The following is a 16,641-nucleotide window of genomic DNA, read 5'->3' as shown; positions in this document are numbered from 1 at the left end:
AGCAAAGGTCCCTTGCTCTCTTTTGGTGCCGCCGAGGATGTCGCGAAAGCCACTTTCGGGACATCAGACGTCGCGAAAGTGGCTTTCGCGACATCCCGAGCTACCCAGGTGGTAGCAAAGGTCCCTTGCTCCCGCGCGAAGCGGCCGCCGACAGGGACTGTGTGGGTTTCGGGTCGTCCAACGCACCAAAATCCACACGGTCGGTCAGTGTCGCTACGCGGGGTGAGGGGTGTGTGGGAACAGGGACGCTCAACGTCCCGATTTCCACACACCCTCCTGCCATCCGCCGGTCACGCCGCGCGGTAGCAAAGGTCCCTTGCTCTCTTTCCGCAGGTCAGTTGGCGTGCAGGGCCGCGTTCAGCTCGATGCCGACGCCGGTACGCGCGACGACTTCGACGGCGCCGGTCCCGGAGTTCCGCCGGAACACCGCGCCCGAGATACCGGACAGCTCCAGCGCCTTCACGACCTTGCCCTCGAAGGTCACCTTCGTGCCGGCCGTCACGTACAGGCCCGCTTCGACGACCGAGTCGTCGCCGAGCGAGATGCCGACGCCGCCGTTCGCGCCGATCAGGCAGCGCTCGCCGATCGAGATGGTCTCCTTGCCGCCACCGGACAGCGTGCCCATGATCGACGCGCCGCCGCCGACGTCGGAGCCGTCGCCGACCACGACACCGGCCGAGATCCGGCCTTCGACCATGGAGGCGCCGAGCGTGCCGGCGTTGAAGTTGACGAAGCCCTCGTGCATGACCGTGGTGCCGTTGGCCAGGTGCGCGCCGAGGCGGGCGCGGTCGGCGTCGGCGATGCGGACGCCGGTCGGCACGACGTAGTCCACCATCCGCGGGAACTTGTCCACGCCGTAGACGGTGACGTTGCCGCGCGCCCGCAGCCGCAGCCGGGTCGCCTCGAAGCCTTCGACGGGGCACGGCCCGTGGTTGGTCCACACGACGTTCGCCAGCAGGCCGAAAATGCCGTCGAGGCTCGCGCCGTGCGGCCGGACCAGACGGTGCGACAGCAGGTGAAGACGCAGGTAGACGTCGTGCGTGTCGCCGGGGGCGTCGGACAGCCGGGCGATGGTCGTGCGGACCGCGACGACCTCGACACCGCGATCGGTGTCCGGGCCGAGCTGGGCGGCCGCGGCCTCGCCGAGGGCCTCGGAGGCCTCTTCGGCGGTCAGCCGCACCGTGCCGGCCTTGCTGTCGGTGACGTCGGTCAGCTTGGGCAGCGGGAACCAGGTGTCCAGCACCGTGCCGTCGGTCGTGACAGTGGCCAGTCCGACGCCGGTGGCGCCGGTCGTTTCGGGGTCAGGGGTCTGCTCGCTCACGACCTGAACGGTAACCCAGTGACCCCGCTCAGCCGTCGACGAGGCTCTTCACACTGGTCAGCGCCGTCGCCATGTCGGCGAGCGTCTGGCCGCACGGTCCGCCGGGGGCGGCCTGGTCCTGGCAGTTCGCGGTGCGGAAGGCGGCGATCGGGCGCTCCAGCGCGTCGGCGTGCGACGACAGGTCCGGGCGGCGTTTGCGGATGGTGCCCGCGGCGCTGAAGAGTTCGGTCACGTACTTCTGGCAGCCCTTGGGCGACTCGGCCGCCGGCGCCAGATAACACTGGTCGGCGCTCAGCGCCTTGAGCTTGATCGGCAGCACGTCCGGCCCCTCGCCGCGGGTGGGTTTCACCGTGACGGGGACCTCGTTCGATCCACAGCCACTGAGTACCAGGAGAAGGGCGAGCAGGATCGCTTTGGTGCGCACGCCTTCACGGTAGCCCTGGGCCCCCGGCGGTACGGTGCGGGCATGCCTTCGCTCGACTTGCACGCCGATCCCGCCGACCTCACCGCCGCGCTGGTGGACATCTTCAGCGTCTCGGAGGAGGAGAAGGTCATCGCGGACACCGTGCAGGCCGCGCTCCAGGCGCAGGCGCCGCATCTCGAGGTGATCCGCAACGGCGACGCGGTCCTCGCGCGCACGAACCTCGGCCGTCCTTCGCGGGTGCTGCTGGCCGGGCATCTCGACACCGTTCCGGTCAACGAGAACCTGCCCGTGCGCCGTGAGGGGACCGGTGACGACGAGATCCTGCATGGTCTCGGCACCGTCGACATGAAGAGCGGCGACGCCGTCTTCCTCCACCTCGCCGCCGCCCTCCCGGAGCCGAGGCACGACATCACCTTCGTGTTCTACGACTGCGAAGAGATCGAAGCGACGAAGAACGGTCTCGGCCGCATCGAGCGCGAGCTGCCGGAGTGGCTGCGAGCCGACCTCGCGATCCTCGGCGAGCCGTCGAACGGCGGCATCGAAGGCGGTTGCCAGGGCACGATGCGGATCGAGCTCCGCGTCGACGGCGTCCGGGCGCACACCGCGCGCGGCTGGATGGGCGTCAACGCGATCCACGGTCTCGCCGAACCGCTGCGCAGGCTGGCCGAGTACACGCCGAGGGTGGTCGACATCGACGGCCTGACCTACCGCGAAGGCTTGCAGGCCACGAAGATCGGCGGCGGTGTCGCGGGCAACGTCGTGCCGGACGAGGCCGTGTTGACGATCAACCACCGCTTCGCTCCGGACCGCTCCCCGGAGGAGGCCGAGGCACACCTCCGTGAGGTCTTCGAGGGCTACGACGTCAAGATTGTCGACTTGTCGCCTGGCGCGTTGCCCGGTTTGAGTGCTCCCGCGGCCGCCGAGCTGGTCGCCGCGGCCGGGGGCAAGGCGGTCGCGAAGCTGGGCTGGACCGACGTCGCGCGCTTCGCGGCCCTCGGGATCCCGGCGGTCAACTTCGGTCCGGGTGACCCGACGCTGGCGCACACCCGGCAGGAGAACGTCCGAGCCGGCGAGATCCGGCAGGTGGCCGCGGTACTGCGCGAATTCCTCAGCTGATCAGGGCGAGCAACTCGTCGAGCGCCTGATCCTGGCCGCCATAGGTCAGGTGCGAGATGGCGAACATGGGGGCGACCACCCGGCTCCAGGCGTACAACCTGTCCCCGTCGAGTCCGCAGGCGTCCGCCACCGAACGGCAACGGGTCTCGACGCCCTCGTGCCCGGCGCCGCTCACCACGTAATCGACGGCGTCGAAGCACGGATCACCCACGCAAGCCTTCGGATCGATCGCGATCAGGCCGCGCGAGCCACCGTCCAAGGCGTTGCCGAGATGCAGATCGCCGTGGAGCAACACGACGGCGGCCTGGGTGTCCAGCAACTTCTCGCAGCGCTCGATCGCCCGCTGCCACGTGTCCGGGCCGATCCTGGCGGCGATGGCCGGTTCGGTGATCCGTTTGCCGATCCGGTCGAAGGATTCCTCGAACCGGCCGCGCAGGCTCCACGGCCAGTCCGCGGGCGGGGCGACGGAATGCAGTGCGGTGAGCAGGTCACCCCAGCGTCCCGGCAGTGTCGGCAGCGGCAGGTCGTCGGCCGGGGTGCCCGGCTGGATCTCTTCCAGGACCATCGCGCCGGCGTCCGCGTCCGCCGCGAGGACGGCGGGCACGCGGCCCGAGGGCGCGAACACCCGCAGCATTTCGAGCTGTTTGGTCAGCAGCGCCCCGTCCGGGCTGAGTTTGAGCACCGCCGGTGTCCCGTCGGACCATCGGCAGCGCAGGACGACGGACGACGCTCCGCTCTCGAACAGTTCGCCGAGTTCGAAGTCCCACCGAGAGGCCAGCCTCTCGGCGAGGGCGGGGACCCCGGCGAGCCATCCGTCGACGCCGGCGCCGAATCGGCTCACCAAACGGGCGCTGATGTCTTCCAAGTCCACTTCGGTCATCGGGGAACGTCCTCCTCGGCTCCGAGAAGGAGCAGTCCATGCCGCAGTAGGTCCACGGCTTCTTCGATGCGACCCTGATCGCTAAGGAGCTCTCCCGCTTTGTCGACTGAAGCGGCCAAGACGCCGCGAGTGTCGTGGAGAGCGGCTACGTCGATGGCATGCGCGAAGGCTGCTTCGGCCGCTTCGAGGTCTCCGCGGGCGAGGGCGAGCGAGCCCTGCTGGAAAGTGAGTGAAGCGGACAGCGGCGAGTCCTCCGGGATGGCATCGGCTGCTTCGGAGAGTAGCTCGGTGGCGTCGTCGAGACGACCGAGTTCACGGCAGACGTCGGCGAGTTCCAGTGTGACGGTGTGATCGGGCGCGGCCGCGCGGGACGCGCGAAGGTCCGCGAGAGCGCCTTCGGGGTCGTCGGCACGCCGGTGCAGCGCCCGCGCGAACAGGCACCGGGCCAGCACCGGCCGCAGGGCGCGTTCGTGGAGCAGGTCGTGCAGTGCCGACACGGCGGCGACGGCGTCGGCCAGCCGTCCTTCGCCGAGATAGGACTCGGCCAGCCGTCGCTGGTTCTCGGTGAGTTCGGCCAGGATCTCTTCGCCGCCGCGAGCCAGCCGAAGTGCCTCTTTCGCGTGATGCGCGGCTTGGGCGTTCTCGCCGAGACGGAGCCGCCCGTCGGCCAGGTACGCGTGCAGGGTCACCAGGAGCACCGGATGCGGATGTCGGGCGAGGCTCGCGTCGAGCGCGGTCCGGAGCAGATGCATCGCGTGATGCGGTTCGCCCCGGTCGATCAGGACGTTCGCCCGCAGCGCGGCGGCCAGTTCGCGGTACGGCGGGATTTCGTCGGCGAGCGCGGCTTCGGCGGCGGCCACCGGCCGCGCCCTGGCGTCGCCCTCGGCGAACCGCGCGAGCCACAGCCAGGCGAGTCCGGCCTGCCGGTCGCGGCCGATCTTCTCGGCCCGCCGGGCCAGCCGCCGCATCTTCGGTGCCGAACCGTTCCCCGCCAGGAGGTCCGCCGCGGCGGCCGCGATGTCCAGATCGAGCCGGACGTCGTCGCGGGGCGACGTCACGCCGAGCAGTTCGCCGGTGTCCACGCCGAGCCGTGCGGCGAAATGACGCACCGCGTCACCGGAGGGTGTCCGCGCACCCGTCTCGACGGACGAGACGTACGCGGCGGTGTAGTGCGGTTCGGCGAGCTCGCGCTGCGTGAGGCCGCGTTCGGCGCGGAGCCGTCGTAACCGTCCGCCGACCTCCTCGCCCATGAGCGAGAACGATACGGGCGGACGCGCCGAAAGGTTGCGCGCGCGGTCCCACAACCTCTCCAGGCCCCTGCTCGTACTCCTGGGTGTGACCGAGGATCTCCGGGAGGACCGATGACCGCGCGCCGGGCGCCGGCCCTCGTCGTATGCGCCTTGGTGGTGGCCGGCTGCGAAACCCATTCGGTCGCCCCTCCCGCCGTGACACCCGTCATCGTGTCCTCGACGACGACGTCTTCCTCCGCGCCGAAGGCCGTGCTGGCGCCGCCGTCCGCCGAAATCACCTACCCGCAGGCGGGATCCGGCCGGTGGCTGTTCCCGCTCGGCGAAGGGGCGGTCGCCGGGCAGACCGGGAGGCTGCTGCGGTACCGGATCGCCGTCGAAGCCGACATCGCGGGTGTGAGCGTCGACGGTCTCACCAAGACGGTCGAGCTCACTCTGGGTGATCCGCGTGGCTGGACCGCAGGCGGGCGATGGCGGCTGCAGCGGGTCGGCCCGGACGGGCCCGCCGACTTCACGATCCACCTCGCCACGCCGGGCACACGGGACGTGCTGTGCGGCGGGCCCGACGGCTACACCTCGTGCCGCAACGGGAACAGCGTCGTGCTCAACGTCGCGCGCTGGGCGAACGGCGTGCCCGGTTACGGCGCGCCGCTGACGGTCTATCGGCAGTACATGATCACGCACGAGGTCGGGCACCGGCTCGGGCGCGGCCACGAGAAATGCCCCGTGCCGGGCGCGCTCGCGCCGGTGATGCAGCAGCAGACGCTCGGCCTGCACGGCTGCACCGCGAATCCGTGGCCCTACCCCGACGGAACGCAGCACTCGGGCCCTTCGGGGGACTACGACGATCCGATCCCGCGCGGCGAATCGTGAGTTACGCCCCCGATCACGCGAGTTACGCCTCTGATCACGCGAGTTCGCCGGTTCCGCACGGCGAGCCCGCGTGACCGAACTCGTGACTCGCGTGACGGGAAGGCGAACACGCGTGATTGAAGGCGTAACTCGCGTGATCAGACGGACGACACGAGGATCAGCGGCCCTGGAGGGATTTCACGTTCTGGCCGAAGGTCCAGTTCCGCGAACCGTCCCAGTTGATCGACCAGGTCATGAGGCCCTTCAGGGCCGGAATGCTGCGGTACGCCTGGGAAACCAGGCTCGGCGACATGTAGCCGCCGCCGGCGCCCGCCTGCGCGGGCAGGCCAGGGGCCTGCTTGTCGTAGGGAACGCGGATCGTCTGGCCCTGGATCACCAGGCCCTTGTCGAGGCAGTTGGTCTGCGCGACGAAGCCCTGGACCGTCCCGGCCTGGTACGAATCACCGGAGCAGCCGTACATGCTTCCGTTGTAGTACTGCATGTTCAGCCACCACAGCCTGCCGTTGTCCGCGTACTTCTTGATGATCGGCAGGTACGCGCCCCAGATCGAGCCGTAGACGACGCTGCCGCCGGTGACGTACGCGGTCTCCGGCGCCATGGTGAGCCCGAAGTTCGGCGGCATCGCGGCGAGGACGCCGTCGATGATGCGGATGAGGTTCTTCTGCGACGCGGAAAGCGTGTTGATGTTCCCGCTGCCGGTGAGGCCGGTTTCGATGTCGATGTCGATCCCGTCGAAGTTGTACTTCTTCAGGATCGGCACGATGGTCGCGACGAATTTGTCCGCCACGGTGGCCGAATTCAGGTCGATCCCCGCGGTGGCGCCGCCGATGGACATCAGGATGGTCGCGCCGGCGTCCTTCGCGGCGCACATTTCGGACGGGGTCGCGACCTTCACAGTCGCGTCCATCCCATCCTCCCATTTGGCCGTTCCGTCGGACAGGATGACCGGAAAGGCCGCGTTGATCACGTTGTATCCGTTGGCCTTGATCCGGGCGTCGGTGATCGGGATCCAGCCCATCGGCGGATGGACGCCGTTCGACGCGCCGTCCCAGTTCTCCCAATAGCCTTGCAGGACCTTGCCCGCGGGCTTCGATTTGACCGCGCAGACCTCGGCGTCGGGAGACGCCTGCGCCGAGCCCAAGGCGACGAGTGTGGTGACGGCGAGTACCGCCGCGCCGGTGATTGCGAGCAGCCGTGAGACGCGACCGAACATACCCAGCTCCCATCTCGAAAGCGGTTTGAACGAACAGGAAGCGGCCGTTCGGCTCAACATAGGTCGCCGCGCATGAGTGGCGCTACCGACGATCGGGTGGTCTAGACCAGATATCGAAGAGTTGTCCGGAAATCCCCCTCACGCACGAAGGCCATCCCACGAGGCCGGGTGTCCTCGTGGGATGGCCTTCGCCATTCGGATGGTCAGACGGTGATGGTCCAGCTGTCGAGCGTGCCGGTGTCCTGCGCGTAGGCGTCGTAGAGCACGAGCGTCCAAGTGCCGGAAGCGGCCTCGTTGGTCACGGGGACCGAGTACGTCCTGGTACCGAGATCGGTACAGGGCAGGGATCCGGTGGCCTTGACCGAGTAGGTGCTGCCGTCGGGCGCCTTCAGGCTGATGCGGAGGTCCTCGGAGCAGGTGTGCGTCCCGGTGACCGACACCTTCACCGGCGAGGTCGCCGTACCCGTCGCGGTGGACGTGATCGGGCTGTTGACCGTCGCGTAGTCGTTCAGCGCGAAGTCGGTGCCGTTGGTGAACGTGCGCACGCTGACGTCGCCGACGGTGAGCGTGTACTGCGCCGTGCGGTCCACCGAGGTCCCGTCACCGGTCACCGTGATCGTGCTGGTGCCGTTGGGAGTGCTCGCCGACGTCGCGATGGTGAGCGTCGAGGAGCCGCCGGACTGCACCGAAGCCGGGTTGAACGTCGCGGTCGCCCCGGCGGGAAGGCCGCTGGCGCTCAGCGAAACCGCCTGCGCCGCACCGGAAGTCGTCGCGGTGTTGACCGTGACGGTGGCCGACTGTCCCGCTTGGACGGTGCCGGAGGACGGCGAGAGACCGAGCGAGAAGTCCGGCCCCGTCGACGTGCCGACGGCGAGCTTCCAGAGCGCGTACGCGATCGCGTCGCTGTTCTTCTCCAGCGGGGTGTCCGGGATGTTCGACAGCGTGTCGCACGCGCGGTGGTAGCAGCTGTCGAACGCCCTCCCGGCGGTGCCGCCCCATTTCTGTTGCTGCGCGGCGCTCTTCGTGTACCCGGCACCGGTCGCGAGACCGCCGACCGGGATGCCCGCGCTCTTGAACGACGCGTGGTCCGAACGGCCGTCGCCCTCGGTGTCACCCTCGGTCTGGATGCCGATCGTCCGGAAGTACTCGTCGAACACGGCCTTGACCGAAGCGACGTCGTCGTAGACGAAGTAGCCCCAGTTGTCGGAGCCGATCATGTCGAAGTTCAGGTAGGTCTTGATCTTCGTGCGCTCCGTCTGCGGCAGGCTGTTGACGTAGAACTTGGAGCCGCGGAGACCGGACTCCTCGTCGGCCCACCAGCCGAAGCGGACCCGCTTCGCCATAGCCGGGTTCTCGCGCGCCAGGGTCAGCGCGACTTCGAGGATCGAAGCCGAACCCGAGCCGTTGTCGTTGATACCGGGGCCGGCGCTGACACTGTCGAGGTGCGCGCCGAGCATGATGACCTGGCTGGCGTCACCCTGCGGCCATTCCGCGATGACGTTCTGGTTCGAACCCGCGCAGCTCGTGCAGGACTGCAGCGTGACGTTGTAGCCGGCGTCGCGCAGCTTCTGCGCCACATAGGACACCGACGCCGGGTAGCCCGGCCGTCCGGCCGCGCGGTTGCCGCCGTTCTGGTTGGCGATCGTCTGCAGGGCGCTCAAATGCGCCTTGACGTTGGCGAGCGAGATGTCGGGCGCGGCGGCGGCCGTGGCCGCCTGCGCGGGCGCCGTGACGACACCCAGTACGGCGGCCATGCCGACGACGGCCGCTCCTATTCGCTTTCCCCACTTCATGCCGGGGTCTTCCTTTCTGCGGTGATGGTCCGTGAAGGCCTCCTTCCCTACGCTGAAAGCAGGGAAGGAGGCCTTCACGGAACGGGAATCAGACGGTGATGGACCAGCTGGAAAGAGTGCCGGTGTCCTGCGCGTAGGCGTCGTAGACCACGAGGGTCCAGGTGCCCGCCGCGACCTCGTTGGTCACGTTCACCGAGTAGTTCCGGGTGCCCAGATCGGTGCAGGGCAGGGAACCGGTGGGCTTGACCGAGTAGGTGCTGCCGTCGGGCGCCTTCAGGCTGATGCGGAGGTCCTCGGAGCAGGTGTGCGTCCCGGTGACCGTCACCTTCACCGGCGAAACCGCGTTGCCGGTGGCGGTGGAGGTGATCGGGCTGTTCACCGTGCCGTAGTCGTTCAGCGCGTAGTCGGTGTCGTTGGTGTAGGTGCGCACGTCACCGCCGGTGCCGACGGTCAGCTTGTACTGCGCGGTGCGCGCTCCGCTGGCCCCGGTGCCGGTCACCGTGATGGTGCTGGTGCCGTCAGGGGTGCTCGCCGACGTCGCGATGGTGAGCGTCGAGGAGGCGCCGGACTGCACCGAAGCCGGGTTGAACGTCGCGGTCGCCCCGGCGGGGAGGCCGGTCGCGCTCAGCGAAACCGACTGCGCCGTGCCGTTGGTGGTCGCGGTGTTCACCGTGACCGTGGCCGACTCGCCCGGCTTGACCGAGCCCGACGCCGGGGTGACGCCGACCGAGAAGTCGTTGCCCTGCGGGGTGCACGACGTCGGCTCGCCGGTCGCCGCGGTGACGCTGATCGCGTCCCACGCCGCCTTGGTGGTGGTGAACTCGGTGCAGGAACCCGGGTACAGCGCGAGCGCCGCTTCCAGCGTGGCCTTGCGGGCTGCCTTGTGGTTCCAGCTGGAGGTCTTCTTCAGCAGGCCGTTGTAGAAGATCTTCCCGGCCTTCTGGATGCCGATCCCGGTGATCGAGGTGTTGTTGCAGGTCGGGCTGGCCGGCTTGCCGACCGGCGCGGTGCCCTCGGCCAGCAGGTAGAACCAGTGGTTCTGCGGGCCGGCGGCGGCGTGCACCTCGGTGTTCGGGATGGACGACGAGTAGCAGTCGGGGTTGCCCGAGATCCGGCTCGGCTGGTTCATGTAACGGATCGGCCCGCGGCCGACCAGGTTCACGCCCTCGCCGACGTCGTAGTCGGGGGTGTCCTTGGCGTTGTTGGCGTAATGCTCGGTGATGGCACCGAAGATGTCACCGGTGGACTCGTTGAGGCCGCCGTTCTCGTTGCCGCTGCCCGCGCCGCCCGGCGTGGTCTGGAAGATGGCGTGGCCGTACTCGTGCGCGACGACGTCCATCGGGGTGGCCTGGCGCTGGCTGTCCGACGAGCGGCCGTAGGTGGTCGAGGAACCGTTCCAGTAGGCGTTGGCCTGGTTGAGGCCGACGTAGGCGGGGAAGCCGCCGCCGTTGCCGTTGATCCCGTTGCGGCCGAGCCATTCGCCCAGCATCTTCCACTCGGTCTGCACACCGAAGAGCGCGTCGACGCAGGCGGTTTCCAGGTCGGTGCCGGAGCCGTTGCCCCAGTTGTCGTCCGGGCCGCTGAAGGGCGAGCCGTTCTGGCGGGCGCAGCTGATGTTGGTGCGCTGCGGGTCGCGCATCGTGTACGTGCCACCGGAGTTGGTCGTGTCGATGGTGACGTTGCCGGCGTAGTAGCTGTTCCCGGCGCCCAGCGTGCTGACGTCGTTCGCCGCCGCCTTCGGTGCGGCGGTGGGGTAGTTGGACATCTTGACGTCGTCACGGGTTTCGAGGACCGCGCCGGTGACGCCGTCCACGAAGACGTGTAGGTTGCTCGGGTTCGCCGCCTTGGTGCCGGCGACGACGACCTCGTAGGCGAGTTTGGGGGAGTTCCCCGCCAGCACGACGAGCTTCGGCGCGACGACACTGTCTACTTCGGACAGCTGGCCACGGGCGACCTCGGTCGCCTTCGCCGCGGAGATCTTGGCCTTGGTGTCGACCGAGATCGCCGCGGTCTCCGCGGCGCTGGTGCCGCGGACGCGTCCGGCGCCGTCGGCGACCACCACCGCGTCCCCGCCGACGACCGGCAGGCCCCGGTAGGTTCGTTCGTAAGCGGCGTAGAAGAGTCCTCCGCCACCCGGGGTCAGCCCGACGCGGCGGAAGTCCTCCTGTGCCCCCTTCCGCAGCTGGTCTACACCAGCCGCGGCGGCCCGGTCGGCCGCGCTCGCGGCCACGGCGTCGGGGCTCGCGGGCTGGATGGTGGCGGTGGTCGCGTTCGCCGGGGTCACCGGGAACGTCATGCTCAGGGCAAGGCCGGCGACGGCCGCCAACCCTGTTCTGAGCCCTCGCTGAACGGTCATGGGAACCTTCCATGGGCAGGACCGTGTACCCGTCCGGCCTTCAGGCGCGGCGGGGAATTCAGACCTGGCGGGCGCACGGCGGGGGACGGGGAGCGTGCCCATTCGGATAACTGGAGTTATCCCGATGGACACGTCCGAGTAAAGGAGCCGGTCACAAGGTGCGTCAATGGGCCGGATGGCCTAGCGGAGCGGGCGAAGATCGACATGCAGGGAATGAAATGCCTGTGTAGTAAGAGTTTTTCCCGCCATGTGCGATATATGGCGACTTTCGTATGGTTTTCAGCCGGTCGGCCCGAAATCGGACATAGCGGCCGCGCGTACGCCCCGCCGATAGGCCTCCGCGGCCTTTTCGATTAATCCGCGGGCGCGCAACGTGTCGCCCAAATGCAGCGAGGTGGCGACGAGCGCGCCGCGCAGTTCGGACTTTTCCTGTGCGGTGGCGGCTTCTTCGAGCAGTGCGGTCGCCTGGGGAAGGTCGCCGCGCGCACGGGCGATGAGTCCCAGTAGCCGGAGAACCTCGGTCCTGGCCTCGATATCGGGGGATCGATCCAGAAGCGGGCGGATCCCTTCGGCGAGTTCGGCGGCCTCGTCGAGCTTCCCTTGGCGGCGGCGGACGTCGGCGAGTTCGATGGTCGCCCCGAGTACCCCCTCCCGTGACCCGGCCTTGGCAAGGAGATCGCGCGCGAGCCGCAGTTCGGCGTGCGCCTCGTCGAGTTTGCCCAGCCGTCGCCACAGGAAGCCGCGCGCCCAGCGGCATCGGGCTGCGTCGCGGTCGTAGCCGAGGGAAGTGAACAGGCGCAGTGCCCGCGACAGGTCCTTCTCCGCACGGTCGACCAGGCCGATCTCCTGCCACAGTTGCGCCGCCTGCCGGTGATAGCGCGCGGCGATGTCCGCACGGTGAGCGGAAGGAAGGACGCGACGGCCTTCTTCGGCGGCGCGGCGGGCACGGCCGAGCGCGCCCATTTCGATCAGCGGGTGGAGTGACGCGGTCACCAGCGCCAGTTCGGCGTCGGGATCACTCGTGCCGGTGGCGCGGAGATCGGCGAGCGCGTTGTCCACGAGAGCGACCGAAGCACCCAGGTCGCCCGAAAGCGCGCGGCAGGCGGCGACGCGGTTGACGATCATCGCGCGCAGCCGGGGAGACGCGGCGTCGGCGAGTTCCATGGCGTGCGCGAATCCCTTGTCCGCCAACGGGATGTCGTAGCGTTGCCACTGGACTTCACCGAGGTAGAAGCGCGCGTGGCATTGGACGTCCGGCAGCCGGTATTCCGCCGCCCGGCGTTCCACTCGGGTGAACTCGCGCTCGGCGGCTTCGAGTCCGCCTTGCTGGAGCTCGCGGTACGCGGTCTCGAGCACGCCGGTGAGTTCCTCGGCGGCGCCCGGTGGCCGGTCGAAGCGGAGTTCGTCCGCGGTGAGGCCCAGCCGTCGCGCGAGATGGGAGAGCACGTCGTCCGAGGGCGCGCGGCGGCCCGACTCGACCTTGGCGAGGAAACCGCGGTCGTAGCGCGGCTCGGCGAGCTCACGCTGAGTCAGCCCGCGTGCCCGGCGCAACCGCCGGATCCGCGCGCCGAGCGGTTCTGCCCTGGACGGCACTGATCCACGGTAGACGATTTCCCGGCGGGTATCCGGCTGAGCTGGGCGGATACCCGCCAACAACGGCCGGATCCGGTGACTTCCGACCGGCGAAACGGACATATTGACTGGTGGCGTCCCGGGCGCTAGCGTCTTGCGCCATAAAAAGGAAACTTTCTTAACTAATCCATGAGCGGGGCGCCGATGATGGTGAGTTCCTGGTCCCGGACGGTGGCCGCGGTTTCGGCACTGGTCCTCGGGGGTTTGACGGTTCCGGCGGTTTCGGCCGCGGCGGCGGTGCAAGGTGAGGTACGGGTCGATCAGGTCGGCTACGGCATCACCGAGACCAAGCACGCCTATCTCCTGTCCAGCGCGCCGGGTGCGTTCTCGGTGATCGACGAACGCGGCCGGACCGTCCATCGTGGACGGACCGGGCAGTCGCTCGGCGCGTGGAACGCGAAGTACCCGGCGGTGTACCAGCTCGACCTGTCGAAGGTCTGGCTGCCGGGCAAGTACCGGATCGAGGTCACCGGCGAGACCAAGGCGACGTCGCCGACGTTCCGGGTGGACACCAAGGACCGGCTCTTCACGCCGCTCGTCCGCGCCACCAATGAGTTCTTCCAGGCGCAGCGCGACGGTGACGACATCATCCCCGGCCGTCTCGACCGCAAACCCTCGCATCTGGCGGACAAACAGGCCACGGTCTACGAATGGCCCGCGTTCGGCGGTGAATTCGGCGACGAGATCACCGAACCGCTGAAGCCGGCGGGCGGGCCGATCGACGTCGAGGGCGGCTGGGTCGACGCGGGCGACTTCGTCAAGTTCACGTCGAACACGGCGTACTCGCTGGCGGAGCTGGGTTACGTGCTCCGCGAAGGCTACGACCGGGAGCTGGCCAAGGAGGTCAAGCTCGGCCTCGACTGGCTCGACAAGATGTGGGACGAAAAGAGCAAGACGCTCTACGCCCAGGTCGGGATCGGGACGGGCAGCGACAAGTTCGGCTTCCTCGGCGACCACGACGTCTGGCGGAACCCGCACGACGACGACCCGCTCGACGTGAAACCCGGTGACCCCAAGTACTTCGTGAAGCACCGGCCGGTCTTCCCGGCGAACCCGGGCGGGTCCGGGCTCAGCCCGAACCTCGCCGGCCGGGTCGCCGCCGCGTTCGCGCTCGGCGCGCAGGTCGAGGCGAAGCGGAACCCCGCGCTGGCAAGGGAATACCTTGCCGAGGCCGCGTCGGTCTTCGCGCAGGCCAAGACCGAGAACGTCGGCGAGCTGGTCACCGCGTTCCCGCACGCGTACTACCCGGAATCGTCCTGGCGGGACGACATGGAACTCGGCGCGACTCAGCTGGCCCTGGCGGCCAAGGCCCTGCGGGACCCGCGGTCCGCCGACTGGACGCGGCAGGCGGCGCACTGGGCGAAGGCCTACATCGACGTCGAAGAGAAGAGCACGCTCAACCTGTACGACACCAGCGCGCTGGCGCACGCCGAACTGGCGAAGCTCCTGCGGCACGGCGTCCCGGGTGCCGCGCTCGGTCCGAAGGAACTGATCGGCGACCTTCGCCGTCAGCTCGACGAAGGTGTCGCGAGCGCGGCTCAGAGTCCTTTCCGGACCGCCGTCTCGGTGAAGGAATTCGACGCGGCCAGCAAGAGCTTCGGGTTCGCCGCGACCGAACGGCTGTACGCGGACCTGACCGGTGACCGCCGGTACGCGGCGTTCGGTTCGCAGCAGCGGAACTTCACCCTCGGCGCGAACGCCTGGGGCATCTCGCTGGTCGTCGGCGTCGGCTCCACGTACCCGCGGTGCCCGCACCACCAGGCGGCGAACCTCGCCGGCGAGGAGAAACTGCTCTACGGCGCCGTCGTGAACGGCCCCAACGGGGCGGAGAACTTCGAGCACATGGAGCTCCCGCCCGGATCGAAGGACTGCAGGAAGCCCTTCGAAGCCTTCGACACCCCCGAGTCCCGCTACGCCGACGACCTCGCGTCGTGGCCGAGCAACGAGCCCGCCATCGACTTCACCTCGACGGCCATGCTCGCGTTCGCGCTGACCGGACGTTCCTGACCCGTGTTCGCGGGGCCCGCTTCCCGGCGGGCCCCGCGTTCGCGTATCCGACAACTCCTGTTCGCGGCGATGCAGCCGCTCCGGACGGTGACGACGTCGTAGGCTTGGCGGGGTGAGTGAGACAAGCGAGTTCCCCGACGGCCAGTACCCGGAACGTCCGATCGAGCGCCACAAGGGCCCGGTCGTGCTGCGGCGGGATCGCCGTGACCAGGGCAGCACCACCGACCAGCGCCTGCTGGACTCGCGGGGGCCGAGCGACTGGGTGCACACCGACCCGTGGCGGGTGCTGCGGATCCAGGCGGAGTTCGTCGAGGGCTTCGGCGCGCTGGCCGAGGTGCCGCGCGCGGTGACGGTGTTCGGTTCGGCGCGGACCAAGCGGGACCACCCGGAGTACGAACTCGGCCGCAAGATCGGCGGCGCGCTCGCGAACGCGGGCTTCGCGGTGATGACCGGCGGCGGCCCCGGCGCGATGGAAGCGGTGAACCGCGGCGCCAACGAGGCGGGCGGGTTCTCGGTCGGCCTCGGCATCGAGCTGCCGTTCGAGCAGGGCCTGAACCCGTGGGTCGACCTGGGCGTCAACTTCCGGTACTTCTTCGCGCGCAAGACCATGTTCATCAAGTACTCGCAGGCGTTCATCTGCCTGCCCGGCGGCTTCGGCACGCTCGACGAGCTGTTCGAGGCGCTCACCCTGGTGCAGACGAAGAAGGTCACGAAGTTCCCGGTCGTGCTGTTCGGCAGCAAGTACTGGGGCGGCCTGTACGACTGGATCGCCAGTTCGCTGCTCGCCGAGGGCAAGATCGGCCAGAAGGATCTCGAACTGCTGCACGTCACCGATGACATCGAGGACGCCGTCCGTGTCGTGCAGGACTCGTACAAGGCATGGGAGGACACCCACTGATGGCGCCGCGCCGGATCTGCGTCTTCTGCGGCTCTTCGATGGGCTTCGACCCGAGGTATGCGGACGAAGCTCGCGCCCTGGGGGCGTTGCTGGCGTCGCGGGGCATCGGGCTGGTCTACGGCGGGGCCTCGGTCGGGACCATGGGCGTCGTCGCGGACGCCGCGCTGGCCGCGGGCGGCGAGGTGATCGGCGTGATCCCCGAGGCACTGGGCAGTGTCGAGATCGCGCACGCCGGCCTGACCGAACTGCACGTCGTCGCCGACATGCACCAGCGGAAGGCGAAGATGGCCGCGCTGTCCGACGGCTTCCTCGCGCTGCCCGGTGGGGCCGGGACGCTGGAGGAGCTGTTCGAGGTGTGGACGTGGGCGCAGCTCGGGCTGCACGAGAAGCCGATCGGGCTCGTCGACGTCGGCGGGTACTACGCGCCGCTGCTGAAGTTCGCCGACCACATGGTCTCCGAGGGCTTCCTGTCGGCTGGTTACCGGGACATGCTCTCGATCGACTCGGACGCTTCGGTGCTTCTGGACGCCTTCGCGGACTACGTGCCTCCGCCGCGGCCTAAGTGGGCTAAGTAGGGCTGTGGCAGGGGCGCGGCGGGCTTTCGGTGTCTCCAATGTGGCATTGGAGACGCTGAGCGTCCCGAATGGCACATTGGGGACATCAGGACCGAGTGCCGGACCTCGTGAGATTGGGCGGTCGCCGTGAAGGCCTCCTTGAGGGACCTAGGGTTCGTGAAGGGGCCCTTCACGGACACTCCGCCGAAGCTCGCTCGCCGCGCCGAGAGGCCCGAATGTCCGTTTAGCGGGCCAAGGCGCCGCGGGGGAGCAAGGGACCTTTGCTACCGCCGGGGTCTCTCGGATGTCGCGAAAGCCACTTTCGCG

General features: G+C 69.0%; 13 protein-coding genes. 5 read left to right on the top strand and 8 right to left on the bottom strand.

Annotated elements, in window-relative coordinates; genetic code table 11:
- Positions 1–334: 334 nt before the first annotated feature.
- Both dapD and CVV72_RS23950 read right to left on the bottom strand, forming a co-directional pair.
- The gene (gene dapD / locus CVV72_RS23955; protein ID WP_219145903.1) at positions 335–1,321 is read right to left on the bottom strand and encodes a 2,3,4,5-tetrahydropyridine-2,6-dicarboxylate N-succinyltransferase; all 987 of its coding nucleotides are present in this window, start codon (positions 1,319–1,321) and stop codon (positions 335–337) included.
- A 28-nt stretch (positions 1,322–1,349) separates the two neighbouring features.
- Positions 1,350–1,745 carry a hypothetical protein gene (locus CVV72_RS23950; RefSeq protein WP_219145902.1) on the bottom strand — a complete coding sequence of 132 codons (396 nt, stop codon included), beginning with the start codon at positions 1,743–1,745 and terminating at the stop codon, positions 1,350–1,352.
- A gap of 42 nt (positions 1,746–1,787) precedes the next feature.
- Between CVV72_RS23950 and dapE the strand changes: the two genes are divergently transcribed.
- On the top strand, positions 1,788–2,861 hold the full coding sequence (gene dapE / locus CVV72_RS23945; RefSeq protein WP_219145901.1) for a succinyl-diaminopimelate desuccinylase: 1,074 nt from the start codon (positions 1,788–1,790) through the stop codon (positions 2,859–2,861).
- On the opposite strand, the gene CVV72_RS23940 is transcribed toward dapE, so the two are convergent.
- Complete coding sequence (locus CVV72_RS23940) at positions 2,854–3,741, bottom strand: aminoglycoside phosphotransferase family protein (RefSeq protein WP_219145900.1); 888 nt, start codon at positions 3,739–3,741, stop codon at positions 2,854–2,856. The genes dapE and CVV72_RS23940 overlap by 8 nt on opposite strands.
- The gene (locus tag CVV72_RS23935; RefSeq protein ID WP_219145899.1) at positions 3,738–4,991 is read right to left on the bottom strand and encodes a helix-turn-helix transcriptional regulator; all 1,254 of its coding nucleotides are present in this window, start codon (positions 4,989–4,991) and stop codon (positions 3,738–3,740) included. Before CVV72_RS23935 ends, CVV72_RS23940 begins: the two co-directional genes overlap by 4 nt.
- Before the next feature lie 111 nt (positions 4,992–5,102).
- On the opposite strand from CVV72_RS23935, the gene CVV72_RS23930 reads away from it, so the two are divergent.
- A complete protein-coding gene (locus CVV72_RS23930; protein WP_219145898.1) occupies positions 5,103–5,861 on the top strand; it encodes a DUF3152 domain-containing protein in 759 nt (252 codons plus the stop codon).
- 157 nt (positions 5,862–6,018) lie between these two features.
- Here CVV72_RS23930 and CVV72_RS23925 read toward each other — a convergent pair whose 3' ends face one another.
- From CVV72_RS23925 to CVV72_RS23910, 4 genes are all read right to left on the bottom strand, one after another.
- The gene (locus CVV72_RS23925) at positions 6,019–7,074 is read right to left on the bottom strand and encodes a chitinase (RefSeq protein WP_192746609.1); all 1,056 of its coding nucleotides are present in this window, start codon (positions 7,072–7,074) and stop codon (positions 6,019–6,021) included.
- Positions 7,075–7,277: 203 nt separating this feature from the next.
- Positions 7,278–8,867 (bottom strand): M28 family peptidase, encoded by a 1,590-nt coding sequence (locus tag CVV72_RS23920; protein WP_219145897.1) that lies wholly within the window; start codon positions 8,865–8,867, stop codon positions 7,278–7,280.
- 88 nt (positions 8,868–8,955) lie between these two features.
- Complete coding sequence (locus tag CVV72_RS23915) at positions 8,956–11,223, bottom strand: M4 family metallopeptidase (protein WP_219145896.1); 2,268 nt, start codon at positions 11,221–11,223, stop codon at positions 8,956–8,958.
- Between the two features lie 279 nt (positions 11,224–11,502).
- Entirely contained in the window at positions 11,503–12,816 is a 1,314-nt protein-coding gene (locus CVV72_RS23910; RefSeq protein WP_255632238.1) for a helix-turn-helix domain-containing protein, read from the bottom strand.
- 183 nt (positions 12,817–12,999) lie between these two features.
- On the opposite strand from CVV72_RS23910, the gene CVV72_RS23905 reads away from it, so the two are divergent.
- The 3 genes from CVV72_RS23905 (at position 13,000) to CVV72_RS23895 (ending at position 16,335) form a co-directional block, all read left to right on the top strand.
- Positions 13,000–14,862, top strand: coding sequence for a glycoside hydrolase family 9 protein (locus CVV72_RS23905; protein WP_219154082.1), 1,863 nt, complete (start codon positions 13,000–13,002; stop codon positions 14,860–14,862).
- A gap of 112 nt (positions 14,863–14,974) precedes the next feature.
- The gene (locus CVV72_RS23900; RefSeq protein WP_034324028.1) at positions 14,975–15,760 is read left to right on the top strand and encodes a TIGR00730 family Rossman fold protein; all 786 of its coding nucleotides are present in this window, start codon (positions 14,975–14,977) and stop codon (positions 15,758–15,760) included.
- Complete coding sequence (locus CVV72_RS23895; protein WP_219145895.1) at positions 15,742–16,335, top strand: TIGR00730 family Rossman fold protein; 594 nt, start codon at positions 15,742–15,744, stop codon at positions 16,333–16,335. The genes CVV72_RS23900 and CVV72_RS23895 overlap by 19 nt, the downstream gene beginning before the upstream one ends.
- Positions 16,336–16,641: the final 306 nt, after the last annotated feature.

The sequence above is a fragment of the Amycolatopsis sp. TNS106 genome (genome assembly GCF_019330265.1).
Classification (GTDB): Bacteria; Actinomycetota; Actinomycetes; order Mycobacteriales; family Pseudonocardiaceae; genus Amycolatopsis; species Amycolatopsis lurida.
The sequence above is the reverse complement of the archived record's forward strand: the minus strand, read 5'-3'. Positions and strand labels throughout refer to the sequence as shown.